26 protein-coding genes and 1 tRNA gene are annotated in these 25,597 nt (G+C 64.1%); 13 read left to right on the top strand and 14 right to left on the bottom strand.

The window, feature by feature from the left end; all coding sequences use genetic code 11:
* Positions 1-2 precede the first annotated feature (2 nt).
* The 3 genes from ACTXGA_RS07185 to ACTXGA_RS07195 are packed head-to-tail and all read left to right on the top strand — an operon-like array spanning position 3 to position 1,806.
* Positions 3-437 carry a VOC family protein gene (locus tag ACTXGA_RS07185; RefSeq protein WP_443392466.1) on the top strand — a complete coding sequence of 145 codons (435 nt, stop codon included), beginning with the start codon at positions 3-5 and terminating at the stop codon, positions 435-437.
* Positions 434-1,132: a DUF1194 domain-containing protein gene (locus tag ACTXGA_RS07190; protein WP_443392467.1), complete on the top strand. Its 699-nt coding sequence runs from the start codon at positions 434-436 to the stop codon at positions 1,130-1,132. The genes ACTXGA_RS07185 and ACTXGA_RS07190 overlap by 4 nt, the downstream gene beginning before the upstream one ends.
* Positions 1,129-1,806: a DUF1194 domain-containing protein gene (locus ACTXGA_RS07195; RefSeq protein ID WP_443392468.1), complete on the top strand. Its 678-nt coding sequence runs from the start codon at positions 1,129-1,131 to the stop codon at positions 1,804-1,806. Before ACTXGA_RS07190 ends, ACTXGA_RS07195 begins: the two co-directional genes overlap by 4 nt.
* 218 nt (positions 1,807-2,024) lie before the next feature.
* Here ACTXGA_RS07195 and ACTXGA_RS07200 read toward each other — a convergent pair whose 3' ends face one another.
* From ACTXGA_RS07200 to ACTXGA_RS07210, 3 genes are all read right to left on the bottom strand, one after another.
* Positions 2,025-2,522, bottom strand: coding sequence for a MarR family winged helix-turn-helix transcriptional regulator (locus ACTXGA_RS07200; protein ID WP_443392469.1), 498 nt, complete (start codon positions 2,520-2,522; stop codon positions 2,025-2,027).
* Between the two features lie 183 nt (positions 2,523-2,705).
* Entirely contained in the window at positions 2,706-2,969 is a 264-nt protein-coding gene (locus tag ACTXGA_RS07205; protein WP_443392470.1) for a succinate dehydrogenase assembly factor 2, read from the bottom strand.
* A gap of 1 nt (position 2,970) precedes the next feature.
* Complete coding sequence (locus ACTXGA_RS07210) at positions 2,971-3,363, bottom strand: helix-turn-helix domain-containing protein (protein WP_443392471.1); 393 nt, start codon at positions 3,361-3,363, stop codon at positions 2,971-2,973.
* 86 nt (positions 3,364-3,449) lie between these two features.
* Between ACTXGA_RS07210 and ACTXGA_RS07215 the strand changes: the two genes are divergently transcribed.
* Together ACTXGA_RS07215 and ACTXGA_RS07220 are read left to right on the top strand one after the other, a co-directional pair.
* Positions 3,450-4,652 (top strand): pyridoxal phosphate-dependent aminotransferase, encoded by a 1,203-nt coding sequence (locus ACTXGA_RS07215; protein WP_443392472.1) that lies wholly within the window; start codon positions 3,450-3,452, stop codon positions 4,650-4,652.
* On the top strand, positions 4,649-5,050 hold the full coding sequence (locus ACTXGA_RS07220) for a hypothetical protein (RefSeq protein WP_443392473.1): 402 nt from the start codon (positions 4,649-4,651) through the stop codon (positions 5,048-5,050). The genes ACTXGA_RS07215 and ACTXGA_RS07220 overlap by 4 nt, the downstream gene beginning before the upstream one ends.
* 360 nt (positions 5,051-5,410) lie before the next feature.
* Here the strand turns inward: ACTXGA_RS07220 and ACTXGA_RS07225 are convergent, their stop codons facing one another.
* A complete protein-coding gene (locus tag ACTXGA_RS07225) occupies positions 5,411-5,869 on the bottom strand; it encodes a YHS domain-containing (seleno)protein (protein WP_443392474.1) in 459 nt (152 codons plus the stop codon).
* 289 nt (positions 5,870-6,158) lie between these two features.
* Here ACTXGA_RS07225 and ACTXGA_RS07230 point away from each other — a divergent pair, with 289 nt between their 5' ends.
* Entirely contained in the window at positions 6,159-6,461 is a 303-nt protein-coding gene (locus tag ACTXGA_RS07230) for a hypothetical protein (RefSeq protein WP_443392475.1), read from the top strand.
* 94 nt (positions 6,462-6,555) lie between these two features.
* The gene (locus ACTXGA_RS07235) at positions 6,556-7,347 is read left to right on the top strand and encodes an inositol monophosphatase family protein (protein ID WP_443392476.1); all 792 of its coding nucleotides are present in this window, start codon (positions 6,556-6,558) and stop codon (positions 7,345-7,347) included.
* Positions 7,348-7,630: 283 nt separating this feature from the next.
* Here ACTXGA_RS07235 and ACTXGA_RS07240 read toward each other — a convergent pair whose 3' ends face one another.
* From ACTXGA_RS07240 to putA, 3 genes are all read right to left on the bottom strand, one after another.
* Positions 7,631-7,999 (bottom strand): GFA family protein, encoded by a 369-nt coding sequence (locus tag ACTXGA_RS07240; RefSeq protein WP_443392477.1) that lies wholly within the window; start codon positions 7,997-7,999, stop codon positions 7,631-7,633.
* Positions 7,996-8,775: a rhomboid family intramembrane serine protease gene (locus tag ACTXGA_RS07245; RefSeq protein ID WP_443392478.1), complete on the bottom strand. Its 780-nt coding sequence runs from the start codon at positions 8,773-8,775 to the stop codon at positions 7,996-7,998. The genes ACTXGA_RS07240 and ACTXGA_RS07245 overlap by 4 nt, the downstream gene beginning before the upstream one ends.
* Before the next feature lie 89 nt (positions 8,776-8,864).
* Positions 8,865-12,293, bottom strand: a complete 3,429-nt coding sequence (gene putA, locus ACTXGA_RS07250) for a bifunctional proline dehydrogenase/L-glutamate gamma-semialdehyde dehydrogenase PutA (protein WP_443392479.1) — start codon at positions 12,291-12,293, stop codon at positions 8,865-8,867.
* Positions 12,294-12,437: 144 nt separating this feature from the next.
* On the opposite strand from putA, the gene ACTXGA_RS07255 reads away from it, so the two are divergent.
* The 4 genes from ACTXGA_RS07255 (at position 12,438) to ACTXGA_RS07270 (ending at position 16,971) form a co-directional block, all read left to right on the top strand.
* Entirely contained in the window at positions 12,438-12,914 is a 477-nt protein-coding gene (locus tag ACTXGA_RS07255) for an Lrp/AsnC family transcriptional regulator (protein ID WP_443392480.1), read from the top strand.
* A gap of 30 nt (positions 12,915-12,944) precedes the next feature.
* Positions 12,945-13,496, top strand: coding sequence for a tetratricopeptide repeat protein (locus tag ACTXGA_RS07260; RefSeq protein ID WP_443392481.1), 552 nt, complete (start codon positions 12,945-12,947; stop codon positions 13,494-13,496).
* Between the two features lie 129 nt (positions 13,497-13,625).
* Positions 13,626-13,710, top strand: a tRNA-Leu gene (locus ACTXGA_RS07265).
* Positions 13,711-13,803: 93 nt separating this feature from the next.
* Positions 13,804-16,971 carry a transporter substrate-binding domain-containing protein gene (locus tag ACTXGA_RS07270; RefSeq protein WP_443392482.1) on the top strand — a complete coding sequence of 1,056 codons (3,168 nt, stop codon included), beginning with the start codon at positions 13,804-13,806 and terminating at the stop codon, positions 16,969-16,971.
* A gap of 29 nt (positions 16,972-17,000) precedes the next feature.
* Here the strand turns inward: ACTXGA_RS07270 and ACTXGA_RS07275 are convergent, their stop codons facing one another.
* From ACTXGA_RS07275 to ACTXGA_RS07290, 4 genes are all read right to left on the bottom strand, one after another.
* On the bottom strand, positions 17,001-17,330 hold the full coding sequence (locus tag ACTXGA_RS07275; RefSeq protein WP_443392483.1) for a hypothetical protein: 330 nt from the start codon (positions 17,328-17,330) through the stop codon (positions 17,001-17,003).
* Positions 17,330-18,118 carry an enoyl-ACP reductase FabI gene (locus ACTXGA_RS07280; RefSeq protein ID WP_443392484.1) on the bottom strand — a complete coding sequence of 263 codons (789 nt, stop codon included), beginning with the start codon at positions 18,116-18,118 and terminating at the stop codon, positions 17,330-17,332. The genes ACTXGA_RS07275 and ACTXGA_RS07280 overlap by 1 nt, the downstream gene beginning before the upstream one ends.
* 18 nt (positions 18,119-18,136) lie before the next feature.
* Entirely contained in the window at positions 18,137-19,366 is a 1,230-nt protein-coding gene (gene fabB, locus ACTXGA_RS07285; protein ID WP_443392485.1) for a beta-ketoacyl-ACP synthase I, read from the bottom strand.
* A gap of 111 nt (positions 19,367-19,477) precedes the next feature.
* Entirely contained in the window at positions 19,478-20,998 is a 1,521-nt protein-coding gene (locus ACTXGA_RS07290) for a peptidoglycan-binding protein (RefSeq protein WP_443392486.1), read from the bottom strand.
* A gap of 447 nt (positions 20,999-21,445) precedes the next feature.
* Here ACTXGA_RS07290 and ACTXGA_RS07295 point away from each other — a divergent pair, with 447 nt between their 5' ends.
* Entirely contained in the window at positions 21,446-21,769 is a 324-nt protein-coding gene (locus ACTXGA_RS07295) for a hypothetical protein (RefSeq protein ID WP_443392487.1), read from the top strand.
* A gap of 209 nt (positions 21,770-21,978) precedes the next feature.
* Here ACTXGA_RS07295 and ACTXGA_RS07300 read toward each other — a convergent pair whose 3' ends face one another.
* Together ACTXGA_RS07300 and fabA are read right to left on the bottom strand one after the other, a co-directional pair.
* Positions 21,979-23,364: a sensor histidine kinase gene (locus ACTXGA_RS07300; RefSeq protein ID WP_443392488.1), complete on the bottom strand. Its 1,386-nt coding sequence runs from the start codon at positions 23,362-23,364 to the stop codon at positions 21,979-21,981.
* Between the two features lie 147 nt (positions 23,365-23,511).
* Positions 23,512-24,021, bottom strand: a complete 510-nt coding sequence (gene fabA, locus ACTXGA_RS07305) for a bifunctional 3-hydroxydecanoyl-ACP dehydratase/trans-2-decenoyl-ACP isomerase (protein ID WP_443392489.1) — start codon at positions 24,019-24,021, stop codon at positions 23,512-23,514.
* A 192-nt stretch (positions 24,022-24,213) separates the two neighbouring features.
* On the opposite strand from fabA, the gene irr reads away from it, so the two are divergent.
* A complete protein-coding gene (gene irr / locus ACTXGA_RS07310) occupies positions 24,214-24,630 on the top strand; it encodes a Fur family transcriptional regulator Irr (RefSeq protein ID WP_443392490.1) in 417 nt (138 codons plus the stop codon).
* Between the two features lie 3 nt (positions 24,631-24,633).
* Here irr and ACTXGA_RS07315 read toward each other — a convergent pair whose 3' ends face one another.
* Entirely contained in the window at positions 24,634-25,503 is an 870-nt protein-coding gene (locus ACTXGA_RS07315) for a glycosyltransferase family 2 protein (RefSeq protein WP_443392491.1), read from the bottom strand.
* Positions 25,504-25,597 lie beyond the last annotated feature (94 nt).

Genomic DNA, 25,597 nt, shown 5'->3' on the forward strand with positions numbered 1-25,597 from the left:
AAATGGGAATCAAGTATCTGCACACGATGGTCCGCGTGAAGGACCTCGACGCGTCGATCGCATTCTACAAGCTGCTGGGACTGGTGGAACGCCGCCGCAGCGAAAATGAGAAGGGCCGGTTCACGTTGGTGTTTCTCTGCCCGCCCGATCAGGCGGATGGCCATGCGGACGTGGAACTGACCTACAATTGGGACGGGGATGACGGGCTGCCCTCGGATTCGCGGCACTTCGGGCATCTCGCTTATACCGTGCCGAACATCTACGAGATGTGCCAAACGCTGATGGACGCGGGCGTGACGATCAACCGTCCGCCGCGTGACGGGCACATGGCCTTTGTCCGGTCGCCCGACAATGTCTCTGTCGAGTTGCTGCAACAGGGCGATGCCCTGCCTCCGCAAGAGCCCTGGGCCAGCATGGGCAACACGGGCCACTGGTGATCCGGGCCTTGGCCCTCGTCGCTGCGGCGGCGGTCTTGCCGGCAGGGGCGCAGGCCGCCTGCCGGTTGGCGCTTTTGCTGGCGCTGGATGTGTCGTCCTCCGTGGATGAACAGGAATACCTGTTGCAGCGAGACGGTTTGGCCGCGGCGCTGATGTCCGAGGACGTGCAGGGCGCGATCCTTCAGGGCGGCGGTGGGGTGGCCCTTGCGGTTTATGAATGGAGCGGGCGGCGGCAGTCGGTGGTGATACAGGACTGGGTGCTGCTGACCTCGCGCGACGGGATCGCCGCCGTGGCGCAGCAGTTGCGCGGCGGCCAGCGGTCCTTTCAGCGCTATCCCACGGCGCTGGGCTATGCGCTGGGCTACGGTGCGGGGCTGATGGAACAGGCGCCGCGCTGTGAACGGCGGGTGATCGACGTCTCCGGTGACGGCATCACCAATGACGGCTTCTGGCCGCAACTGGCCTACCGGCATTTCCCGTTCGAAGGCATCACGGTCAACGCGCTGGCGGTGCTGGGGGCCGATCCGGACGTGGTCGACCACTATGAATTCGAGGTGCTGCACGGCCCGGGGGCCTTTATCGAAACCGCCGAAGGCTACGCAGGCTATCAGCGCGCGATGACGCGCAAGCTGTATCGCGAGATTCAGGATCGCATCGTCGGCGGTCTGGACATCGGCCAGACCGGGCCGGGATGAGGGGCCTGGCACTTCTGGCGGCCCTGCTTGTCTGGGGCGGGGCGGCATCGGCCGAGTGCCGTCAGGCGCTTGCGCTGGGGCTGGATGTCTCCGGCTCCGTCAATGCGCAGGAATATCGCCTGCAATTGGACGGGCTGGCCGGGGCGCTTGAAGATCCGGAGGTGGTCGCGGCGCTCCTGTCCCTGCCGGAGGCCGAGGTGCGGCTGGCGGTGTTCGAATGGAGCGGGCCGGCGTCGCAGCGCCTTGTCGCGCCCTGGCTGGCGATCAAGGGGCCTGCGGATGTGGCCGCGCTGGCGGCGCGCCTGCGGTCGACCGGACGGGCACCGATGGAGCAATCGACGGCAATCGGCGCGGCCAAGACCTATGGCGCGGCTTTGCTGGCGGATCAGGGGGCCTGCTGGCGGCGGGTTCTGGACCTCTCCGGCGATGGCACCTCCAACACCGGGCCGCGCCCGCAGGATGTGCGCCCGGCCGGGATCACAATCAACGGGCTGGTGATCGGGGCCACCGGGAATGCCGATGGCATCGGCGCGCTGGCCTCGTACTACCGCGCCTATGTCATCGGAGGGGCCGATGCTTTCGTGGAAACGGCGCTGGGGTTCGAGACCTTTGAAGAGGCGATGATCCGCAAGCTGAAACGGGAATTGCAGGTGCTGGCGGTTTCGGCCCGCTGAAAGCCCGGCAGCAACCCGCTGTTCCCCTGATGTCGACCCGCCGACACCCCGGTGACGGCGGCGCCGCTCCTGCGCCTGCGGCGCAGATCGCCCCGCCCGCCGTCCCACCGGCCCGGACCGGGCGCGACCGCCTTATCTTCTTTGGTTTTTCAAATCCCGCAGGGACGGGGGCAGAGCCCCCTGCGCCGGTTTCCAGCAGGTCAGCGGCGCTGCAGGCGTCAGTAGATATACCGGATCTGGTCGGTCCAGTAGCGTTCTACGCGGCGCAGCGCGGTGGTGATCTCGTCGATGCCGTCCAGCGACAGCACGCCCTTGCCTTGCAGCCCCTCGGCATGGCGGCCAAAGAGTTCGCCAACGATATCGCGGATCTCACGTCCACGCTGGGTCAGCCGGACACGCACGGACCGGCGGTCGATCTCGCACCGCTGATGGTGCATATAGCCCATCTCGACCAGCTTCTTGAGGTTGTAGCTGACGTTCGAGCCCTGATAGTAGCCGCGGGTTTTCAACTCGCCCGCCGTCACCTCGTTGTCGCCGATGTTGAACAGCAACAGCGCCTGCACTGCGTTCACATCGATGATGCCCAACCGTTCGAACTCATCCTTGATCACGTCGAGCAGCAGGCGGTGCAACCGTTCCACCAGGCTCAGCGCCTCAAGATAGCTCGCCACAAAGCCCTGTTCGGGACCCCGGTTCATGGACGAATGAATGCTCATTTCGTTCTCCGCCTGTTTTTCTGCGACAGAGCATTCGGGGATAAACACAAATATTGGGTTAAACCGTGGGAAAGGCCCGGAAAATTCGAACCATTTCCGGGACTTGGTTAACCTGTGTTACCCTGTCCCGTGGTCGGCCCCGGCGCGTAATTCGCCGCGCTGAGGCCGGTTTTGTCAGTGCGGTCAACCGTTTGCCGCGACGCGGCGGATCTCTTCGATCATCGGGGCATGGTTATCGGGCCCCTGGCGCTGACCCGAGATCCATTGATAGAGATCCTGATCGTTTTCGGACAAAAGCGCCTCGTAGGCGTCCAGCGTGGCATCGTCGAGCGAGGCCAGACGCGCCTCGGCAAAGCGCATCAGCAGGATGTCCATCTCCTTGGTGCCGCGGCGCATCGACCGCATCTGCAAACGCTTGAGACGGGTTTCGCGGTCTTCGACGGCCATGTCAGACCTGCTCCTTCAGCAGCGTCCGCAGGCGTTTTTCCAGCCGGCCCAGCTTTTCCGTCCCGGCGCGGAACTGGCCGCGCAGGGCGCGGATTTCGGTCAGGATGGTGTTCACGTCGGGGGTCAGAACCTCGTCGTCCAATGGGTCGGGCAGGCCTTCGCCCTCTCCGGTGATCAGCCAGACGATGGACACATTCAACAGCCCGGCCAGCATGCTGAGACGGTTGGCGCGCGGTTCGTTGACGTCATCCTCCCAGGCCTGCAGCGTCTTGATCTTGACGCCAAGGCGCTTGGCCAGCGTCTCCTGTGACATTCCGGCGGCATCGCGCGCGGCGGCAAGACGGTCTCCGAAGGTGGCGCTTTCGGGTCCGTACCAGTCCGTCGTGTCATCCATTGTCAGTCCCTTCCGGTGAAGCCGCTTGAACGGGTTTTGTGCGCAAACTAAGACGGGGGAGACGCAATTACAAACGGCGAACCCCCATGAGCTTTCTCTCGCAGACACTGGCCCGTGTGAAACCCTCTCCCACCGTGGCTGTGACCCAGCTTGCGCTGGAACTCAAGGCGGCGGGACGGGATGTGATCGGACTCGGTGCTGGCGAGCCTGACTTTGACACGCCGGACAACATCAAGGCTGCGGCAATTGCGGCAATCGAGGCGGGGAAAACGAAATACACCGCGCCCGACGGCATCCCCGAGCTGAAACAGGCGATCTGTGGCAAATTCGCCCGCGAGAACGGGCTGACTTATACGCCGAAACAGATCAGCGTTTCGACCGGCGGCAAGCAGGTGCTTTACAACGCGCTGATGGCCACGCTGAACCCCGGCGATGAGGTCATCATTCCCGCGCCCTATTGGGTCAGCTACCCGGACATGGTGCGCATGGGCGGCGGCGAGCCGGTGATTGTCGAGGGCGCAGAGGCCAACGGTTTCCGCATCACGCCCGAACAACTGGAGGCGGCGATCACGCCGCGCACCAAATGGCTGATCTTCAACTCGCCGTCGAACCCGACGGGCGCAGGCTATGACCGCGCCACGCTGAAGGCGCTGACCGATGTGCTGATGCGCCACCCGCACGTCTGGGTGATGTCGGACGACATGTATGAACACCTTGTCTACGACGGCTTCGAATTCGTCTCTCCGGCGCAGGTGGAGCCGGGGCTTTATGACCGGACGCTGACCGTGAACGGCGTCAGCAAGGCCTATGCCATGACCGGCTGGCGCATCGGCTATGCCGGCGGGCCGGAGCATCTGATAACCGCCATGCGCAAGGTGCAGAGCCAGTCCACCACCAATCCCTGTTCGATCAGCCAATGGGCGGCGGTCGAGGCGCTGAACGGGCCGCAGGATTTCCTTGCCGAACGGGCGGCCGCCTTCCGCGCCCGGCGCGACATGGTGGCGGCACGTCTGAACGGCTGCGCGGGCGTGACCTGCGCCGTGCCAGAGGGCGCGTTCTACGTCTACCCGTCGGTGGCGGGCTGTCTGGGCAAGACCTCGACCGGGGGGCGCAGGATCGACACGGATGAGGATTTCTGCACGGCGCTTCTGGAAGAAGAGGGCGTTGCGGTGGTCTTTGGCGCGGCCTTCGGCCTCAGCCCGCATTTCCGCGTCAGCTATGCCGCCTCGGACGCGGATCTGACGCAGGCCTGCGACCGGATCGAACGGTTCTGCGCGGGGCTGTCATGACCACCGAACTGCCGCAGTTCTTCTATCGCACCCGCGAAAACGGCGCGCTGGTTTACCGTGTGGATACGGAAAACCGGCAACGGCGGATCGAGATGGAACAAATCGCCGTGGTGAACACCAACAAGGGTGAGATCAAGCCGCATGGCGACCGCGAGCTGGAGCCCGGCGAGCTGGAAGAGATCCGCGGCTGGATGGAGGCGCGGCAGGCGCTGCTGGCGCGGCGGGAAATGGACGACATCCACCGCACCATCGATCACCTGAACCAGACCGCGCAATGGGCGCAGGCGCGGGCCGAGGATGACCAGTTGGAAGAGGTGACGGACGCGCTGCTGCTGGCCATGCATGACCTGCGCAGCGTTCTGGTGCGAAAAAAGGCGGACCGGGTGACCAAGGGCTGACCGGACGCCGGGCGGCCTGCTGAACGATTGAGCGCGCCGCAGGGGGTTGCTTGCCGTTTCGGCAGGGGGCTGTCCGGGTTAAGGGATTTGCCGTTTTCCCCTTACTTGCATGGCCTTCTGCCCTTACCTTCGGATCATGGAGCAGCATAAAAAACATAACCCGATCCGTGGCGTCGCAGGACCCTTCGACAGCGCCCGCCCCCTGTTTCCCCTTTCGCCCGATGCGATCCGGGCGTTGCTGGGCATCGCGGGATGAGCCGACTGGTGTGACGACAGGCGCCGCTCGCCCCGGGGAACCCCCGTGGCATCGCCCCGCCCGCCGTCCCACCTATGGCCAGAAACGGATGTAGATCCCGGGTGTCACCCGAGGATTTTGGGCCAGTTTGCGCGGCCCTTGGCGATATTGGCGTCGATCTCCGCCAGCCATAGCTTGCGCGCGCGCAGGTTGGCATTGAGAAACAGCTCTCCCTTGTAGACGGTCCAGGCCTCGGGAATCGTGGGTGCCAGATACCCGCGCGAGGCGGCAAAGGCGCAGTAGCCGCCGAATTGCGGCGCATAGGTCATCGGGTCCGCCTCAAAGGCGGCGGCGTTTTCGGGCGTCGCAAAGCGCCAGGTCGCGCCTTTCCAATCCACCTGTGCCGTGCCGCCGGGCACCGGGCCGTTTTCGGCGAAATAGGCGACGGGGTCCGATCCATCAATGGCAATGCCGCCTTCGGCATAGATCTCTGGTTCCGCTGCGTGGACGGCGCGGGCAGAGAGGATGAGCGCAGGGCTGGCAAGGGCAAGCGACAGGGCGCTGCGGCGGGTGAACTGGGCCATGGGTGTCTCCGGTCTGGTGTTGGCGTGGCTTCAAGATACCCGTCCCGCGATCCTGCGGGAGACCCCTGCACGGGGACGTGAACCCCCGTGTGGGACAAAATCCACGCGTATGTCGCGCGCCTGAGCGTCATGAAACTGGTCGGTTGCGGAGGCGATACGGTGCCTCTGCGGCTCTTTGGCCGGGCCTGAGAATCGGGAAAAACTCCCGGAAATGGCACGAAAAAATTGACTCGCGCGCACTCGCTGATAGCGTGTGGATAATCACCAACTGGTCACGATGGGGGACTTCATGCGACTGACCTTTGCCGCCGCTGCCACGGCGCTGACCCTGAGTGCGACCTCGGCGCTTGCCTGGGGCGACATGTACATGGGCGATGCCACCAATAATCCCAATTCGAATTTCCTGGTTCATGAATACAAGGGCGCCAACTACTGCCCCGCAGGCCTGCAGCCGGTTCTGGCCGGGGGCGTTGTCTGCTGTGGCAAGCCGAACGCGGGCCCCTATTACAATCGCGCCGGTGGCACCAAAAAGCGCCATTACAGCCCCTCGCCGGTGATCGTTCCGGGCGAAAAGGGCATCGTCTACCGCTGAACACGCGTCTTGGGGCCGCCGCCCCTTGGCAAGATGGATCAGGCCGCGTATACGCGCGGCCTGATTTCATTCGACCGCTGGGAAGGATCGCGCCATGCAAGGCAGCGCCAATCTGAACATCATGATGAAGGCCGCGCGCAAGGCGGGGCGGTCGCTGGTCAAGGACTTCCGCGAGGTCGAGAACCTTCAGGTCTCGATGAAGGGCGCGGGCGATTTCGTGTCGCGCGCCGACATGGAGGCCGAGCGCATCCTGAAAGAAGAACTGATGGAGGCGCGGCCCAACTATGGCTGGCTGGCCGAAGAAGGTGGCGAGGATGAGGGCACCGACCCGACCCGCCGCTGGATCGTCGATCCGCTGGACGGCACCACCAACTTTCTGCACGGGCTGCCGCATTGGGCGATTTCCATCGCGCTGGAACACAAGGGCCAGATCGTGGCGGGGGTCATCTTTGACGCCGCGAAGGACGAGATGTTCTATGCCGAACGTGGCACCGGCGCATGGCTGAACGATTCCAAGCGTCTGCGGGTGTCGGGACGGCGGCGGATGATCGAGGCGGTCTTTGCCACCGGCATCCCCTTTGCCGCCAAACGCACGCTGCCCGCCACGCTGAAGGATCTGGCCCGCGTCATGCCGGAATGCGCCGGTGTGCGCCGGTTCGGCTCTGCGGCGCTGGACCTCGCCTATGTGGCGGCGGGTCGCTATGACGGCTACTGGGAGCGCGAGTTGCAGTTGTGGGACATGGCGGCGGGCTACCTGATCGCCAAGGAGGCCGGCGCGCTGGTCGAAGGCGTGCGCGAAGGGCAGGACCCGCTGGAAAGCGGCAGCATCCTGTGCGCCAACAATGACATCTTCGGCCCCTTCGCCAAGCTTTTGCGGGCGGAGTGAACTGGGGCAGAACCTCTTGGGTGAGTGAGCTTGGGTGAGTGAATTTGCGAAGCGCGCCCCTTGGGCGCGTTTTTCGCTTCAAGACTCACCCGGAAACAAGCCCGGGCCTGTTCCCCGCACCCATCCCTCGCTGAAAGATGCCTGAGACAACCGCGCGTCCCCCGCAAGGGCAAGCCGCGCGTGCCGCGCGGGGCTGCGCCCCCTTGCAGGGGTCCCCCGGTCATCTCTGATCGGCATCAGCGAGAGATGGCTCCGGGGAACAGGCCCTTTGGCAGGGGCGTGGTCAGCGGTCCGAGGGGTGGTTGACGCCGTCGTGCCAGCCCACCGGTTCGATGTCCTTCGGTTCCATCCCCTCGATGGCGTAGAGGTTGACGCCGAACTCGTTCGGGTTGGAGCGGCGGCGGTGGTACATGTAGATGCCGCATGTCTTGCAGAAATAGTGTTTCGCCGTATGCGTGCCCCAGCTGTAGAGCGTCAGCTGGTCCGCGCCGCGCGTGACCGTGACCCCGTCCAGCGGGGCGGAGACCACCGGCACGCTGCGGCGGCGGCAGTAGGAGCAGTCACAGCGGCGGGCGGTGGTCAGCCCGTCCGTCAGGGTGACCTGCAGTTCGACCGCGCCGCAGTGGCAGGTGGCCTTTACGGGATCTGTCATTTTCGTCGTACTCTGGGGACTTGGGTATGGCTCTTGCGCGCGGTGACGCGGGGGATCTGGCTGCGCTTGAAGTCATACCGGGTTTCGGGGTGGGGCGGGTGGCCGTCGGTGCGGTCCCAATAGGCGGTGGCCCCCCGGCGTAGCCAGACCGGTACCGTCAGCACGAGGCCGACCACAAAGCCGCCCACATGCGCCCAATAGGCGACGCCGCCCTCATCCGCGGGCGCGTTTGCGCCGCCGACGACCTGCAGCGCGAACCAGATCGCCAGCATCAGCCAGGCCGGGACCGGGATCACCTTGAAGATGATGACAAGGATCAGAAGGATATCCACCCGCGCCTTGGGAAACAGCAAGAGGTAGCCACCCATCACCCCGGCGATGGCGCCCGAGGCCCCGACCGTGGGGATGTTGGAATAGGGCGCGGCCAGCCAGTGGATGAGGCCCGCGCCCATGCCTGCGGCGACGTAGAAGAGGGTAAAGCCGATATGCCCCATCTCGTCTTCGAGGTTGTCGCCGAAGATGTAGAGAAACAGCATGTTGCCGATGATATGCATCCAACCGCCGTGCAGGAACATCGAGGTGAAGAGGCCGGAAAAGCCGAAGCCTTCGGTCAGGAACCGGGGGACAAGGGCGTATTGTGCATAAAAGACATTCAGCGCGCGGGGCGAGGTTTCGATCTGCAGCGAATAGAGAAAGACCGCCACATTCATCGCGATCAGGGCGTAGGTGACATAAGGCACGCGGCCCGATGGGTTGTGATCGCGGATTGGAAACATGTCAGGGAGATTGGCATCCCCGGGGAGGACGTCAAGGCGAATTGGCGGGAGGGCCTGTCGATTGCCCTCCCGCCGGGTGATCCCTGGGCTCAGCCGTCCTGTCCGGCCAGCAGCGCGGCGTTGCCGCCTGCCGCCGTGGTGTCGACGCAGACGTGCCGTTCGGACCGGGCATAACCCGCGTCCGGCTGACCGGTGATCAGCGGCAGGATCGCCCCCTTGCGGGCGGCCAGCGCCTGACGATAGGCGCGGGCGGTCGCCGCATCCCCCCACCAGAGTGCGCCGGAAATGCCGTCCGTTTCACCCAGAGCCACGGGCGTCAGGCCATCCGCGGTGACGGCAATGCCCCCCAATGCGCGGATCGCCTGTGCCTGCGCCTGCGCGGTGTGGGCGCCGGGGCCAAGGCACAGGACCGGCGGGCGCGCGTGCTGGTGCAGCACGTTGGCCTCTCCGGTGGGGCCGGGCAGTTCGACGCGGCTGGGCGCGGGTTCTTCCTGCGCGGCCTCGGCGATCCGCTTTGCCAGGTCGGCCGGGGCGGTGCCGGGTGTCGCATCGCTGACGGGCGCGGGATGGGCGCGGAAGCGGTTCAGGTAGAGCGGCCCGCCCGCCTTGGGCCCGGTGCCCGACAGCCCCTCGCCGCCGAAGGGCTGGCTGCCGACGATCGCGCCGATCTGGTTGCGGTTGACGTAGATATTGCCCGCCATGACGCGATCCGTGACATGCTGCACCCGCTCGTCGATCCGGGTCATCAGGCCAAAGGTCAGACCGTAGCCGGTGCCGTTGATCCGGTCGATCACCCGGTCCAGATCGCGCGCCTTGAAGGTGGCGACGTGCAGGATGGGGCCAAAGATTTCGCGCTCCATCTCCTCGATGCCGGCCACGCGGATCATTGTCGGCGGGACAAAGGTGCCTTCTGCCGGCACCGGCACCTGGTGCAGCACACGGCCCGCGCGCGCGGCCTCTGCCACATGGGCCAGGATGCTGTCCTGTGCCTCTGTGTCGATCACCGGGCCGACGTCCGTGGCCGGATCCCAGGGGTCACCCACCACCAGCGCCTGCATCGCGCCCTTGAGCATCTCCAGCAGGGGCTCGGCCACGTCTTCCTGCACGTAGAGGCAGCGCAGCGCCGAACAGCGCTGACCAGCGGATTGGAACGCGCTTTCGACAATCGCCTGCACGGCCTGTTCGGGCAGGGCGGTGCTGTCGACGATCATGGCGTTCAGCCCGCCGGTTTCGGCGATCAGCGGCGCGCCGGGGGCCAGATGCGCGGCCATGCTGCGGTGGATGATCTGCGCGGTCTCGGTGCCGCCGGTGAAGGCCACGCCATCCACCTGAGGGGCAGAGGTCAGCGCGCCGCCCACGTCCCCGGCGCCGGGCAGCAGTTGCAGCGCCGTTGCCGGCACGCCGGCCCGGTGCAGCAGGGTGCAGGCCAGATGCGCGATCAGCGGTGTCTGTTCCGCCGGTTTCGCCAGCACGGCATTCCCCGCCGCCAGCGCTGCCGCGATCTGACCGGTGAAGATGGCCAGCGGGAAGTTCCACGGAGAGATACAGGCAAAGACGCCCAAGGGGCTGTCCTGCCCCTCCTGACAACGGGCGGCGTAGTAGCGCAGGAAATCCACCGCCTCGCGCAGTTCGGCCAGCGCGTCCATGATCGATTTGCCCGCTTCGCGGTGCAGGATGGCATAGACCTCGCCCTCTGCGGCCTCGTAGAGGTCGGCGGCGGCGTTCAGGATGCGCGCGCGCTCTTGCGCAGAGGCAGCCCAGGGGCGGGCGGCCTCGGCGGCGGCGCGGGCGGTGTCCGGCGTGGCCCATGTGACCTCACCGACCTTGTCCTGCGGATTGGCGGGGTTCACAACCGGGTCGGTCGACCCGACAGGCGCGTTGACGGCGGTCAGCGGTGCGGACTGCCACTGATGCGTGCGAAAGGCCTCGCGCGCCGCGTTCAGCGCGGCAAGGCTGGGCCGGTGGCGCAGGTCCACGCCTTTGGAGTTCGGCCGCTCCGGCGCAAACAGGTCCGGGCCACGGGTGATCTGACGGCCCATCGGCGCGGCAAAGGGATCGGCGGCCACGACCTCTGGCGCCACATCCTCATCGACGATCTGGTTTACAAAGGAAGAGTTCGCGCCGTTTTCCAGCAGGCGGCGGACGAGGTAGGCCAGCAGGTCACGATGCGCGCCCACCGGGGCGTAGATCCGGCAGCGGGTGCCGTTTTGCTCCATCACGAGGCGATGCAGCGTTTCGCCCATGCCGTGCAGGCGCTGGAACTCATAGGCCGACGCGTCATCCGCCATGTGCAGGATGGCGGCGACGGTGTGGGCGTTGTGGGTGGCGAACTGCGGATAGATGCGGTCCGTCATGCCCAACAGCTTGCGCGCGTTGGAGATATAGGAAATGTCCGTCGCCGCTTTGGAGGTGAAGACCGGAAAGCCGGGCAGACCGGCGACCTGCGCCTTCTTGATCTCGCTGTCCCAATAGGCGCCCTTGACCAGCCGCACCATGATCTTGCGGTCCAACCGTTCTGCCAGTGCGTACAGCCAGTCGATCACGTGGCTTGCGCGCTGCCCGTAGGCCTGCACCACCACGCCGAAGCCGTCCCAGCCTTTCAGCGTCTCGTCCGACAGGGTGGCCTCGATGATGTCCAGCGACAGCGACAGGCGGTCGGCCTCTTCGGCGTCCACGTTCAGGCCAATGCCCGCATCGCGGGCCTGACGGGCCAGCGCGGTCAGGCGCGGCACCAGAACGGCGCGCGCCGTTTCGGCCTGCAATTCGTCATAGCGCGGGTGCAGGGCCGACAGCTTGACCGATATGCCGGGGTTGTCGCGCGGGGCGTCCGCCTTGGCGGCCAGCGCGATGGCGGCAATCGCCTTGGCGTAGGCGTCGAAATAGCGCTGCGCGTCACCCTCCGTGCGCGCGGCCTCGCCCAGCATGTCGTAGGAATAGCCGTAGCCCTTGGCCTCCATCGCCGCCCCGCGCTTCATCGCGGCCTGAATCGTCTCGCCCAGCACGAACTGCGCGCCCATTTCACGCATGGCACGGCCTACTGCCTTGCGGATCACCGGCTCTCCCAACCGCTTGATCGCGCTGCGCAGATGGCCCACGGGTCCCGGCGGCGTGTCCTCCAGCACCTTGCCGGTCAGCATCAGCGCCCAGGTCGAGGCATTGACCAGCGGCGAGGTCGAATGGCCAAGGTGCTTGGACCAGTCCGATGGCGCGATCTTGTCCTCGATCAGCGCGTCGATGGTGTGCGCATCCGGCACGCGCAGCAGCGCCTCGGCCAGACACATCAGCGCGACGCCCTCATCGGTCGACAGGCCGTATTCGGCAAGGAATACTTCCATCAGGCCGGGGCGGGTGCTACCCCGGATGTCACGGACCAGTTGCGCGGCGTTCCGGCCAATGGTGGCGCGGTCGACCTCATCCAGCGCGGCAGCCTTGCGCAGGCTTTGCAGCGTCTCCGCCTCATCGGCGTAGGTCATTGCGTCAACACGGGTACGCAGGTCGGTCATCTGGTCCTTGGGCATGGCGTTTTTCCAATGTGAGGAGTGGTGCCGGAGAATTGTTTCCTTCGTCCGGCATTTCGGGTAGTATAGGGATCAGATGGCGGGCGTTTTGGCCGATTATTGCGTCAATGCTTGCCGAATGGATCGAGTTTTCGGGATTTCGCGATGCAAACGGATGGTGAGGGACTGGACCGCTTTGACTTGTCGATTCTCGGTGTTCTGGCGGGCGAGGGGCGGATATCGGTCACCGAACTGGCGCGCCGCATCGGCCTGTCCAAATCCCCCACCCAGACACGCCTGCGGCGGCTGGAAGAGGCGGGATATATCCGGGGCTACCGCGCCGTTCTGGACCCGATCCGCCTTGGCATCGACCATGTCGCCTTTGTCGAGGTGCGTATGGTGGACACCCGTGAGGTCACGCTCAAACGGTTCAACGATGCCGTCGCCACCATCCCCGAAATCGAACAGGCGCATCTGATCGCGGGCAATTTCGACTACCTGCTGAAGGTGCGCACGCAGGACATGCCCAGCTATCGCCGCGTGCTGGCGGAAAAGGTATCGACCCTGCCGGGGGTGTCCTCGACCTCGACTTTCGTGGCGATGGAGGCGGTCAAGGAAAGCGGTGTCGTGGATGTGACTTGACCGGGGACCGGGGCGTGGCACCCTTGGCGCATGAGACACGCATTTGCCCCAGCCCTGCTTTCCCTGTCGCTCGCCTCGCCCCTGTTGGCCGATGGCTGCCCCACCGCCCCCGATCACCGGGCCGAACTGGACCCCCTCTATGAGGCGCTGCTGATCGCCCCGGATGAGACGGCGGCCCGCATCATCACCAACCAGATGTGGGGCTATTGGGACAACGCCCCCGATCCCTCCAGCCAGGCCATGCTGAACGAGGCCATGCAGGCGCGCGCCGAGTTCAACTTCCTGCGCGCCATGAACCGGCTGAACGCGCTGGTGTCCTACTGCCCGTTCTACGCCGAGGGCTACAATCAGCGCGCCTTCGTCAACTTCCTGCGCGGCGACTTTGCCGCCGCCCTGCCGGATCTGGACCGCGCGCTGGAACTGAACCCGCGCCACATCGGCGCCCTGTCGGGAAAGGCCGTGACGTTGCTGAAAATGGGCCGCGATCAGGACGGACAGATCGCCCTTCGTGCCGCACTCGCCCTGAACCCCTGGCTGTCAGAGCGCGCCTTCCTGAAACCCTTGCCCGACGAGGAAATCTGAGCGGCCTCCGTTCGAAATCCTGCCGCTGACAGGACCACCCGGCATCCCTAAAACCTGCGCTTTGCAACTGTTGCAGGTTGCCTGCGGGCGGTTTACACGGCACGCGCAACGATTATGGTCGCCGCACTGGCCCGCGTGGTGGAATGGTAGACACAGGGGACTTAAAATCCCCAGGCTTTATGCCGTGCCGGTTCGAGTCCGGCCGCGGGTACCACAATGCCCTGACCGGGCCCCTCATGGGATGATACCTGACATGGCGGCACAGCCGATGATATCTGCCGGTCAAAGCGGGCGGAAAGGAAAGTTCTTGCAGCGCTTGTCTGGTTTCATCGTGCCCCGTCTGGCCGGCCTGCTGGCCCTCCTTCTGGCCACGCTCTGCGCCGCCCCCCTGCGCGCGCAGGACAGCCCGCCGCTGCGCTTTGCCTTGACCGAAATGCCCCCGTTTTTCGTGAGCGATCCGACCGGTGCGCCCGACGGCTTTGCGCCAGAGTTGCTGGCCGCGATCTCGGACCTGTCGGGCCTCTCCTACCGGTTCGACCGCGCTCCCAGCGCGCCGGAGGTCATTCAGGGCTACATGGCGGGCGATCTGGACGGGCTTGTCGCCGTCGCGCGCCTGCCGGGTCTGGTCCCCAACAGCGTCTTTTCACGGCCCGTGGCGCGGACAGAGGTGCGCCTCTTCGTTTCGGCCGGCCATGTCGGCGATCCCGACTATGAGCGGCCAGAGGGCAAGCGGATCGGCTATGTCGACGCCACCGCCGGCGCGCGGGTCGACCTGCTGGACAGCAATATCGCCGTGCCGCTGGCCAGTGAGGCGGCGCTGCTGTTGTTCCTGGCCATGGGCGAAATCGACGGCGCCGTGACCACCGGCGACCGGATCTTCAATCTGGCGCGCGCGGTCGGTCTGGATCACCGGATCCTGGCGGTCGGGCCGCCACTGGCGCAGTTCGACCGGGTCATCGCCCTGAACGCGCGCCATGCGGACCTGATCCCGCGCATTGACGCGGCGATCGACGAACTGGATCAAAGCGGCACGCTGGCGCGGATGCGCAGGGACTGGGGGCTGGACCTGCCCGCCCCGCCGCCCGACGTTCTGACCGTGGGCGTCGCGCATTATCCGCCCTACCAGATCGTGAACGAGGATGGCAGTTTCAGCGGCTTCGCCGTCACCCTGCTGCGCGATCTGGCCGAACGCGCCGGGCTGAACCTGAGATTTCGCGAAATCGACGAGGCGGAATTCGGGGCAGGGCCGGTCGGCGGGGGCTATGACCTGCTGCCGCAGATCGCCATTTCCCTGGACCGGCTGCGGAACTACGATTTCACCGACCCGATCGAAGACACCCATGTCTCGATCTTCGTGCCTGCGGATCAGGCGGACCGGATCACCGCGCCAGAGCAGTTGCAGGGCCTGCGGGTGGGGGTTCAGCGGGTCTCTATCGGCTTTCCCACGGCGACCGGGCTGGGCCTGCAGGACCTCGTGGTCGTCGAAACGCAGGAAGAGCTTGCGCGGCGTCTGGGCGACGGGGAACTGGACGCCGCCATCTACGCCGCCGAACCCTTTCACCTGATGCTGGACAGTCTTGGCCTTGAGGCCAAGGTCGCCGAAGTCTCCCCGCCGCTGAGCGAACTGACCCGCGGCATCGCCCTGCGGCCGGGTCTGGGCATCGCGCGGGAAAAGCTGAACGATGCGCTGGCGGCCTATACCGCCACGGATGACTACCTCCTGTTGCGCCAGACCTATTTCGGACTGCCGGTGTTCTGGACCCTCGAACGGCAGTTGTGGCTGTTTCTCTCCCTCGCGATCTTTCTGCTGATCTTCGTGTTGGTCATGGCGCTCAGCATTCAGGGGCGCCGTCAGGCAGAGCGTCTGACCGCCGAGACACAGGCCGTCACCGCACGCCTGCGGGCGGTTCTGAACGCCGCACAGGGCGGCATCATCGGGCTGGACCGTGCGGGCCGCATTTCCTTCATCAACCCCAGCGCCGCCGCGCTTTTGGGCAGACAGGACACGCCGCCGCCCTTCGACTGGCCCGCGCATATCTCTTTCCTCGAACCGGATCACCTGACCGTGCTGGAGGCATCGAAGAACCCGGTGAAACGCGCGCTTCTGGGGCAGCGGCTGAGCGGGGAAATGGCGGTGCTCCGCACCGGCGCCGAACAGGAACTGCGCTACGTGCTGGTGTCCAGCGCGCGCGTCGACGGCACGATTGCCCCCGATGTGCACGCGGTGGTCGTCCTTGATGACGTGACAGAGGCGGAACGCCAGCGCCAGCAACTGGACCGGACCAGCCGCATGGATGCGCTGGGCCAGTTGACCGGCGGCATCGCCCACGACTTCAACAACCTGCTGGCGACCATCGAATTTGCGGTTCAGCTGATCGCCGACACGCGTGAGGACGATGAGACACGCCCCTTCGTCTCTGCCGCGCTTGGGGCCGTGCGGCGCGGCGCGGACCTGACGCAGCGCCTTCTGGCCTTTGCCAGCCGTCAGCCCGGACTGGCGCAATCCCTGCAGGCCAAGGATGTTCTGACGGAATTTCAGGGGCTTGTCGTCCCGGTGATCAAGGACCGCTTCTTGCTGGAATTTTCCCCGGTGCCAGAGGATCTCTGGGTCTATTGCGAAGAGGGGCATCTGGACAACGCGCTGCTGAACCTCGTTCTGAACGCGCGTGACGCGATGACGGACACCGACTGTGGATCGCGCATTTCCGTTTCGGCGCGCGCGGTGTCGGACCTTGATGCGACCGCTTCGCTGCGCAACGGCGACACCAAGCAGTATTCCTCCCGTCCACCAGAGCCGGAGACCGGCGGGGACCGGCCCCTTGTGATGGCTGGCCACTACGTGGAATTTACCGTGTCGGATGACGGGCCGGGCATGTCCGCCGAAGTGCTGCGCCGTGCGGTCGATCCCTTCTTCACTACAAAGGACACCGGCGTCGGCAGCGGGCTGGGCCTGTCTATGGTCTACGGTTTCGTCCAGCAGTCACAGGGCCAATTGCTGATCGAATCCGAAGAGGGCGCAGGCACTACCGTCCGCCTGATCCTGCCGCGTGGCCTGCCGCAGCATGTGCAAGAGGCCGGGATTGACCGTATTCCCGGCGCCGAAGGGCAGGGGCAGCGCATCCTCGTGGTTGAAGATGAATTCGACCTGCTGGACATGATGGTCGATGTGCTCAGAAAGCTCGGCTACGATCCGCTGTCCGCCGACACGGCGGCCGAAGCGCTGGACATCGCGCGCAGCGGCGAGACGATTGACCTGTTGCTGACCGATATCGTGATGCCCGGGGAAATCGGCGGCTTTGAACTGGCCGAGGCGGTCCGCGCCCTGCGGCCCGACATTCCGGTGCTGTTCATGTCCGGCTACACCGGCTTTTCCAGTCAGGAAATGGGCAAGGTCACGGCCCCGGTGCTGCACAAACCCATCCGGCCAACCACGCTGGCCAAGGCCGTTCAGGAGGCGCTGAACCCGCCGGTGTGATGGGAATGCGGTGTGCGGACCCGTAAGGGTCAGATGGCCGCGCCATAGGTGCAGATCGCCCCATGCCCGTCCGTGGCGCGCAGCAGGGTGTCCCCCGCAAAGGTGGCGTGGACGTAAAGCGGCGCCTCTGCCGGGCCATAGGCATAGCTGGCGCAGGCCTCATCCCAGTTCGCCGGATTGCGTTCATAGCCCGCATCGAGGCCAAAGACCGCGTCTGCCTGCAATTTGGTCATGCCCGCTGACAGCTTGCGCGCCTCCGGCCCGGTGCCGCCACCGCCAGCGCCCGAAACGGGCGCTGCGGCATTCATGCAGCCCGCAAGAGCTGCGGCGGCGGTCAGCAGGACCAACGCGCCCCGCATCACAGGTTTTCCAGCTGCGGCATGCCCACCACGTGATAGCCGCCGTCGATCATGATGACCTCACCGGTGGTGCAGGCCCCCGCATCAGAGATCAGCCAGACCGCCGTGCCGCCCACCGCCTCCAGCGTCGCGTTCGAGCGCAGCGGCGCGTTCTGGCCGGTGTGCTTGTAGGTGCGCCGCGCGCCCCCGATGGCCGCACCCGCCAGCGTTTTCATCGGGCCGGGGCTCAGCGCGTTCACGCGGATCCCGTCCGGCCCCAGATCATTGGCCAGATAGCGCGTCGTCGCTTCCAGCGCCGCCTTGGCCACGCCCATCACGTTATAATTCGGCACCACCCGCTGGCTGCCCAGATAGGTCAGCGTCAGCAGAGTCCCGCCATCGGTCATCATGGGATGCACACGCCGCGCCACCTCGATGAACGAGTAGACAGAGATATCCATCGAGTTCTTGAAGTTGGCGCGAGAGGTGTTCAAAAACCGCCCCGTCAACTCATTCTTGTCCGAATACGCGATGGCATGGACCAGAAAATCCACGCTGTCCCAACGCTGCGCCAGTTCCTCGAACGCCGCATCCAGCGACGCATCATCCGTCACGTCCACGTCGACCATGAAATCCGACCCGACGCTGGCCGCCAAAGGCTCCAGCCGCTTGCCGAACGCCTCTCCCTGGTAGGTGAACGCCAGCTCCGCGCCCGCCGCGTGACAGGCCTTGGCAATGCCCCAGGCGATCGAACGCTCGTTCGCGACACCCATGACAAGCCCGCGCTTGCCCTTCAGATCAATGATCATGCAAATCCACCCGCGCTATCAGTCGTGAAACTTTGACAACACCATAGACCCGTTGGTGCCGCCAAAGCCAAAGGAGTTGGTCATCACAGAATCCAGCCCCGCGTTTTCCACCAGCGAGGTCGCGATCTCCGCAGGCTTCAACGCCGGGTCCAGCGTCTGCACGTTGATCGAGGGGATGATGAAATCGTGTTTCAGCGCCAGCAGGCAGTAAATCGCCTCCTGCGCGCCGGTCGCGCCCTGGCTGTGGCCCGTCATCGACTTGGTCGAGCTGACCGGCGGGGTTGTCCCCTCGCCGAACACGCGCCGCACCGCCTCGATCTCACCCACGTCGCCCACGGGGGTCGAGGTGCCATGCGCGTTGATATAGGACACTTTCCGCCCCTCTGGCAGCATCGACAGCGCGATCCGCATCGCCCGCTCACCGCCTTCGCCCGATGGCGCCACCATGTCCGCCCCGTCCGAGGTCGCGCCATAGCCGGTCACTTCGGCGTAGATCTTGGCGCCACGCGCGCGGGCGTGCTCCAGTTCTTCCAGCACGAGGATGCCGCCGCCCGCAGAGATCACGAACCCGTCGCGGTCCTTGTCGAAGGCGCGGCTCGCCAGTTCCGGCGTGTCGTTGTATTTCGAAGACATCGCGCCCATCGCGTCGAACAGGCACGACAGGGTCCAGTCCAGCTCCTCGCCGCCGCCCGCAAACATCACGTCCTGCTTGCCCATCATGATCTGCTCTGCCGCGTTGCCGATGCAATGCAGCGAGGTCGAGCAGGCCGAGGTGATCGAATAGTTGATCCCCTTGATCTTGTAGGCGGTCGACAGGTTCGCGCTCACGGTCGAGCACATGCACTTGGGCACCGCAAAGGGGCCAACCCGCTTGGTTGCGCCCGTTTTCAGCACCGTCTGGTGCGCCGTCAGCATGGCAGAGGTCGACGGCCCGCCAGAGCCCGCCACCAGCCCGGTGCGCGGGTTGACGATATCGGCCTCTTCCAGCCCCGCATCCGCGATGGCCTGCCCCATGGCGATATAGGCATAGGCCGCCCCCGGCCCCATGAAGCGCAGCGTCCGCTTGTCCACATGCTCGGCCACATCGAGGTCGATGGCCCCCGCGATCTGGCTGCGGAACCCATGCTCCTTCATCTGCTCATTGGCGGTGATGCCGGACTTGCCTGCCTTGAGCGAGGCCAGAACCTCCTCCGCAGAATTCCCGATACTCGAAACGATCCCAAGCCCTGTGACGACGACGCGGCGCATGGAGCCTCCTCCTGATGTGTCAACATGTTAGTAGGTCAAGGAGGGGGGGAGGCGCAAGCGGGGAGGGGCGTTAGCCGGGGCAGATGCAGTCCAGCACAACCAACCGTCCGACTATCTCCACTCTATTCTGCAGTTGATCAGCAACCCCAACGGGCCGCGTTGGCAAACCTTCACGCGTCGTTTCTTTGACTTCTTCGGCTTTTTTGCCTCATCTGCCAGCCACTTATCGTATAAGCTCTGACTGTCAGAAAATAGCAGGACTTTCTGCGCTCGGTTGAGATAGCCAGAAACGGGAAAGCTGCGTTGTTGTTGCCAAGCTTGGATAGCTGAGCGCGAGTTTGGACCGAAGGAGCCATCGACGCCTTTGGTGTCGAAGCCGAGAAGGGTGAGGCGGCGTTGGACTTCTCGTCGTTCATTCCGACTAAGGTTCAGAAGTGCCTCGTCTTTTTCATTTGCACGCAATCGGTGTGACTCCGGAAACGTAAAGCTTGTACCAGCGTTGAGTTGCTTAACTCCGGACAAAGATTTTTGCGGATCTGCTCGAACGGTTGCTTTCTGAGGCAAGCTAATTTCACCCGCCAAGAACTGAAAAATTTTATGGTCACTTATATCGCCTTGCGTTGGCAGCGAAACAATCGGCAAACTCGGGTCAAAAAAGAAACTGCGATATATTTTTGAGTAATTGACGCCGCCGAAGTTCGCTACATCAGCCTCCCAATTTACTTTTTTGGTGGCTAGGTTCAAGCGTTCTTTTTTAGCGGAGAGTGTGCAAGTGTAGGTGCCCTCAGCGAAGAACCAAGGTTCTGTCTCAACGTGAATGAAGCCCTCTTCATGCGAGACGTTCCGGATAAATCCAGCACCGCCAGACGGGAGGCTTTGTCGTTCATTTGTCCTAAACCCTTGGACGTTGTCATATGCGTTGATGCAAGCATAGGACGCAATCTTATCGCGGGTGCCCACTGGATCACCGACAGGGAAGACCTCAATGCCCCAAAGTGCAGCGTCTTGGACAGTGGTTACATAACGCATTTGATCCGGCGGCGTCCCCAGCATCTCAAGAAACAAGTCCTCTGGAAAATCTATTTCCAAATTCTTTCTCGAATCGGAAAACGCCTTGATGCTTGAAATTGCAACTTTGTATGCCTCATTGACTGCCGATTCATTATAAGTGCCGCTGTTAATGAGTATGCTTGGCGCGTGAAAGCCCAGCTTGCCCTTTGGATGGAGCCGCCGCGCTGGTGCGTGAAGACCTTCAATACCCAAGGCTGTACCATACATGAACGCCAATCCACATGCGCTTTCACAAACTCGTTCTGAACCAACGGCTGTACTAATGCCTTTATATGAAATGACTTCTCCTATTTTGACCCCTTCCAAATAATTTCCACCGGGGCTGTCCAAGCAGAGCTTCTTCGTCTTGTCTATGTGCGGCAAGCCATTTCGGTCTGTAGTCCAATTTTGATTTTTAATAAAATTTTCCAACACTTTTGCGTCGCCGGATACAATCTCACCTTTCAACGTCGCATCGCACTCCATGACGGGGTCACCGCCAAGCGTGATGCTGGCGGCATCCGACGCCGACACCAGAGCTTGGGAAATAAAAAGTAGGGCAACTGAAAGAAACGTTTTCATGGCGGGTCCTAAAACGTCGATGCGACGGAGAATAAGTTTCATCCTCGGGTGCATAGAACCTCGAGTCAAGAATGCGCTACAAGAGCAGGGTGGCGTTCCATGTTGCCAAAGCAGCAATCACAACGAGACTGAAACATCCAAGGGCGGAACAAGCCCGAGGGCGCGGTGCCATCATGCCAGAAACCTGATTAAGCAATGACAGGACCACGATGGCGCGGCTTGTGCTTTGATCGGCTAGCCGGGGACGGGTTTGCCCCAACCAACCCCGCCTCGGCGCATCTTTGCCGGTCAAAAATTACCAACAAGACAACCTTAGGGTGAACGTGTATCTTACACCTGTGGCGGAGGCTGATCTCCCCCGGACGGGCGCAGGGACATTTTTCCCAAGGCGGTGCCCGCGGTCTCCGCCACCAGACAAGCCATTTTCATCCAAGGAGACTTTCAACAATGACGATCCGCATTCTGAAAACCCTCACCGCCCTTTGCCTCTCGACCGTGCTGATCGCCGCGCCTGCCGCGGCGCAGAGCCTCAAGGCCAAGGAGGGCGATCCCGCCGGGCTCGGCTTCAAGGCGCCGACCGGTCCCTATACAGAGATCAACTGCAACCCCAGCAGCTTCGACCATCCCTTTACCTGCAAATGTGACACCAGCGGTGGGTGCACCCTGCTCAGCATTCTGTGCAAGCATGTGGACGGCCCCTATTACCAGTGTGACGAGGACCACTCGACCAGTGACAAGGCGCGGGTGCAGCGGCTGATCAAGGCCAAGTGACCCCGACCGGCGCGCGGGTTTCGCGCGCCGTCCCCGGCGCTGCGGCAGGGGTCATCAAGGCGGGTCAGGGGGGCTGAAAACGAGGTCCAAAAACAGGCCCGTTCGTTACCAAAGGGTAAAACCGTCCCTGTAACCCCTTGATCTGGCATTCCCCCTAACCTGTCCACGCGTGGACAGCCACAGCATGACGGGTCCGGAAAATCCGCCCGTCAGTCGCTCAGGGAAAAGTGCTCGCCATCGATTTCGATCCCCCAGCGCACGCCCGAGGCATCCATTTCGTAACAGCTCTCGGTGCCCAGCATCGTGGGCGCCAGCCGGGTCAGAACGCTGCTGCCAAAGCCCGCCCCTTCGCCCGGCGGCTGCGCCAGCCCGGTCTCGATCCACTCCAGCCGCAGGGCAGGGCCATCCACCTCCCACCGGATCGAAATCCGCCCGTCGTCATGGGCGAGGGCCCCGTATTTCATCGCGTTGGTCGCCAACTCATGCAGCGCCACGCCGATGGTCTGCACCGCCTGCGGCTCCAGCATCACCTCCGGCCCCGTGACCTCGATCCGCGCGTCTCCAGGCCCGGCGAAGGTCTCCAGATGGCCGGCGATCAGGCTGCGCAGCCCGACCGAAGACCAACTGCCGCCCACCAGCAGATCCGTCGATTTCGCCAGCGCCGTGATCCGCGCGCCAAAGCTGCGGTGAAAGCCCTCGATCGTCGTCTCCTGCCGCGCCGTCTGCCGCTGCACGGATGAGACGATGGTCAGCATGTTCTTGGCCCGGTGCACCACCTCGCGCGCCAGCATCTCGCGCTCTTTCTCCGCCTTGCGCAGCTCCGACACGTCACGGTGGATGTTCGACACGGCGACCACCGCGCCCTCCGCATCGCGGACCGGCGCCCCGCTGATCCAGACCTCGCGCGGGGTGCCATCCTTGGCGATCCGCGTCGCCTCGAACCGGCGCAGCTTTCCGGCGATGATCAGGTCGCGGTAATAGGTGACAGGATGCGGCCAGTCCGGCGGATAGAGAAGTTCGAGCGACTGCCCGATGGCCTCTTCGGCGGTGTAGCCATACAGTTCCTCGGCAGCAGGGTTCCAGGTGATGATCCTGCCGCCCAAGTCATAGCTGAGCACCGCATCGGTGGTCCCGGCCACCAGCGCGGCCAGCATGTTGTTGTCATGCTCCGCCCGCTGCAGCGCCACCTGTTCGGCGCGCCGGGTGGTGATGTTGCGGTGCTGGACCGCAAGGAACGCCTCGCCATCCTGAACGATGCGGGTGGCGGTCATTTCGAACCAGCGCTTTTCGCTTGGGCTGTCGCAGGGGTATTCGCAGCTGAACGGTTCCCCCGTGCCCAGCGTGCGCTGCAGCCCATCCGGAACCATCGCGGCCTCGGCACTGGAGGGGCCGGAGGCGGTCTGACAGACGTCGAGATAATTCAGCCCCACATAGGCCGAAGTGTCGCCGCCGTTCTCTTGGCAGAACGACCGCCAGGCGTCGTTGACCGCAAGGACCACACCGCCAGAGTCGAGAACCACCACCTCATGCGGTAGCGCGTCTAGAAAAGCCGTCAGGCTGATCCGGTCCAGCGTCGGGATGCTGTCGCTGCGCATACTGCAGACACCTTGTCCATGGCGCAGCACCGAAATCGGCCCATGACAGGCCGTCCCGTAGATCTTGCGCGTTCATCTGTCAGTATTGGGCGGAACTGCCGCCCTGCCAAGTGTTTAACGCAGGAAATTGGCAGGGTGACGGAGGCGTCAGCTTTCGCTGAGCGCCACCTTCATGTCCTTGACCTCGTAGATGACCTCGCCATCGGCCTCGACGATCCCGTCGGCGACACCCATGGTCAGGCGCCGGGTCTGAACCGCCTTGGTGAAATCCACCTTGTAGGTCAGCATCTTGCGGTCGGGGCGCACCATGCCCTTCAGCTTGACCTCTCCGACGCCAAGCGCATAGCCGCGCCCGAGCCAGCCACGCCAGCCGAGGTTGAAACCGGTTAGCTGCCACAGACCGTCAAGGCCAAGGCAGCCCGGCATGATCGGGTTGCCGGGGAAGTGGCATTCAAAGAACCACAGGTCCGGTGTGATATCGAATTCGGCCAGCACATGCCCTTTGCCGTGCAACCCGCCATCGCTGGAGATCTCGGTGATCCGGTCCATCATCAGCATCGGCGGTTCCGGCAACTGGGCATTGCCCGGCCCGAACAGTTCGCCGCGGGCGCATTTCAGCAGGTCTTCATTGCCGAAGCTGGTCGGATAGTCGGCCATTCAGGCACATCCCTCTTGTCGTGTCATATTCAAAGCTGACCCGGTCTAGCACCCCGTGTCCGCGCCTTGCAAGCCTGCCGCACCGGGGTGTTGCGCGGGTGCTCGGCGGCTGCAAAGGTGCAAAATGCATTGAATTCATGCCGGAAGCGGCTTTATATACACTGTCAGGGTGCGAGGAGACAGCGAGAGACGATGTCCGAGGCAATCGAGCGCGGCAAGACATGGCTGGGACGCAGTGATCTGCGGCCGACGCGGCAGCGCGTCGCCTTGGCTGCGTTGCTTGTCGGGGATGGCCACAATCGTCACGTCACCGCCGAAAGCCTCTTTGCCGCCGCCAAGGACAACGGCGAGAAGGTGTCGCTTGCGACCGTCTACAACACGTTGAAGGCCTTTTGCGAAGCGGGCCTGATGCAAGAGGTCACGGTGGATGGCTCCAAGAGCTATTTTGACACCAACACCCATGATCACCCGCATTTCTATTGGGAAAACGATGGCGCGCTGACCGATGCGCCAGCAGAGCAATTGCAGATCACCCGCCTGCCGGATGTGCCCGAAGGGGCCGAGATCGCCTCTGTCGACGTGGTGATCCGCTTGCGCCGCAAGGGCTGATCCTCAGAACCACTGTCCCGGTTCCATCAACCCCAAGTCCAGCAACTGCCGCGAATGCCACTCGAACGGTGTCGAGTTGTGCCAGCGAAAGGTGTGGATGTCGAAGGTCGACCCCGGATTGCGTTTCAGCGCCTTGGCGGTTCGGAAAGAGGCAATGGCCGCCGTCAGGTTGTTGTGCCACGGGCAGGCGTAGGTGTTGTATTCCTCATCCGAAAAGGTGTGATCGTCACGCAGTTGCAGCCCGGGGGCTGCGCGGAAGATGGCGATGCGGTCGATCTTGCGCCGGTCTTCGGGGACGTGTTCCTCATAGCGCCAACGCAGGCCGCCAAAGAAATCCAGTTGGCGTTCCTTGGGGTGGTTGTGGTTGGCCGGGTCCAGCCGGGCCAGTGCGTAATAGCCCGAACGGTCGATCCAGGCATCGTCAAGCGACACGGCCTCCGGGCAGCGGTCAAGGTCCCCGGCGTAGAGGTCGACCACATAGGTCAGCATCGCGTCGCGCCGTTCCTCGGTGTGGTAGGCCAGCATTTCGCTCACGGTCCGGGACTCGCTGAACGGAAAGAACAGGAACTCGGCGTTGTAACAGTAATAGAGCCATTGGCCCGCCGCCTTTGGAATGACCGCGTTCACGGCTGTCGTCAGCGCGGCCTCTGCCTGCATGTCATGGGCGACATGGTGGACCTTGTCCTCCAGATCGGCGGGCAGGGGCAGGTTGGCCTCTCCGAACAGGACCACGGCGGCGAATCCGCAATGCCGGTGGTGCCGCAGCGTGGTGTCCAGTTCGACAGAATCCTCGGCAAAGATCAGCGCGACGGGGCCGCAGGCAAGGGCCCCGGCACCGCGTTTGAGAAAGTCATCAAGGTCATCGTAGAACATGCTCGGCCTCTGACGGGGCTTTTGCCTCAGAGTCCGTGAAAATCTCGTGCATTGCAAGGCGGGGGGATTCTGCGGTATCGGCAGCCCTTAAATC

The sequence above is a fragment of the Antarctobacter jejuensis genome, assembly GCF_052266595.1.
Classification (GTDB): domain Bacteria; phylum Pseudomonadota; class Alphaproteobacteria; order Rhodobacterales; family Rhodobacteraceae; genus Antarctobacter; species Antarctobacter jejuensis.

Coding starts and splice junctions, on each gene's coding strand:
- fabA (WP_443392489.1), bottom strand. CDS start 24,021: ATGGCCGACTATCCGACCAGCTTCGGCAATGAAGACCTGCTGAAATGC.
- putA (WP_443392479.1), bottom strand. CDS start 12,293: ATGCCCAAGGACCAGATGACCGACCTGCGTACCCGTGTTGACGCAATG.
- ACTXGA_RS07260 (WP_443392481.1), top strand. CDS start 12,945: ATGAGACACGCATTTGCCCCAGCCCTGCTTTCCCTGTCGCTCGCCTCG.
- ACTXGA_RS07255 (WP_443392480.1), top strand. CDS start 12,438: ATGCAAACGGATGGTGAGGGACTGGACCGCTTTGACTTGTCGATTCTC.
- ACTXGA_RS07275 (WP_443392483.1), bottom strand. CDS start 17,330: ATGCGGGGCGCGTTGGTCCTGCTGACCGCCGCCGCAGCTCTTGCGGGC.
- ACTXGA_RS07195 (WP_443392468.1), top strand. CDS start 1,129: ATGAGGGGCCTGGCACTTCTGGCGGCCCTGCTTGTCTGGGGCGGGGCG.
- ACTXGA_RS07235 (WP_443392476.1), top strand. CDS start 6,556: ATGCAAGGCAGCGCCAATCTGAACATCATGATGAAGGCCGCGCGCAAG.
- ACTXGA_RS07215 (WP_443392472.1), top strand. CDS start 3,450: ATGAGCTTTCTCTCGCAGACACTGGCCCGTGTGAAACCCTCTCCCACC.
- ACTXGA_RS07245 (WP_443392478.1), bottom strand. CDS start 8,775: ATGTTTCCAATCCGCGATCACAACCCATCGGGCCGCGTGCCTTATGTC.
- fabB (WP_443392485.1), bottom strand. CDS start 19,366: ATGCGCCGCGTCGTCGTCACAGGGCTTGGGATCGTTTCGAGTATCGGG.
- ACTXGA_RS07210 (WP_443392471.1), bottom strand. CDS start 3,363: ATGGATGACACGACGGACTGGTACGGACCCGAAAGCGCCACCTTCGGA.
- ACTXGA_RS07300 (WP_443392488.1), bottom strand. CDS start 23,364: ATGCGCAGCGACAGCATCCCGACGCTGGACCGGATCAGCCTGACGGCT.
- irr (WP_443392490.1), top strand. CDS start 24,214: ATGTCCGAGGCAATCGAGCGCGGCAAGACATGGCTGGGACGCAGTGAT.
- ACTXGA_RS07200 (WP_443392469.1), bottom strand. CDS start 2,522: ATGAGCATTCATTCGTCCATGAACCGGGGTCCCGAACAGGGCTTTGTG.
- ACTXGA_RS07290 (WP_443392486.1), bottom strand. CDS start 20,998: ATGAAAACGTTTCTTTCAGTTGCCCTACTTTTTATTTCCCAAGCTCTG.
- ACTXGA_RS07230 (WP_443392475.1), top strand. CDS start 6,159: ATGCGACTGACCTTTGCCGCCGCTGCCACGGCGCTGACCCTGAGTGCG.
- ACTXGA_RS07185 (WP_443392466.1), top strand. CDS start 3: ATGGGAATCAAGTATCTGCACACGATGGTCCGCGTGAAGGACCTCGAC.
- ACTXGA_RS07240 (WP_443392477.1), bottom strand. CDS start 7,999: ATGACAGATCCCGTAAAGGCCACCTGCCACTGCGGCGCGGTCGAACTG.
- ACTXGA_RS07280 (WP_443392484.1), bottom strand. CDS start 18,118: ATGATCATTGATCTGAAGGGCAAGCGCGGGCTTGTCATGGGTGTCGCG.
- ACTXGA_RS07225 (WP_443392474.1), bottom strand. CDS start 5,869: ATGGCCCAGTTCACCCGCCGCAGCGCCCTGTCGCTTGCCCTTGCCAGC.
- ACTXGA_RS07220 (WP_443392473.1), top strand. CDS start 4,649: ATGACCACCGAACTGCCGCAGTTCTTCTATCGCACCCGCGAAAACGGC.
- ACTXGA_RS07205 (WP_443392470.1), bottom strand. CDS start 2,969: ATGGCCGTCGAAGACCGCGAAACCCGTCTCAAGCGTTTGCAGATGCGG.
- ACTXGA_RS07315 (WP_443392491.1), bottom strand. CDS start 25,503: ATGTTCTACGATGACCTTGATGACTTTCTCAAACGCGGTGCCGGGGCC.
- ACTXGA_RS07295 (WP_443392487.1), top strand. CDS start 21,446: ATGACGATCCGCATTCTGAAAACCCTCACCGCCCTTTGCCTCTCGACC.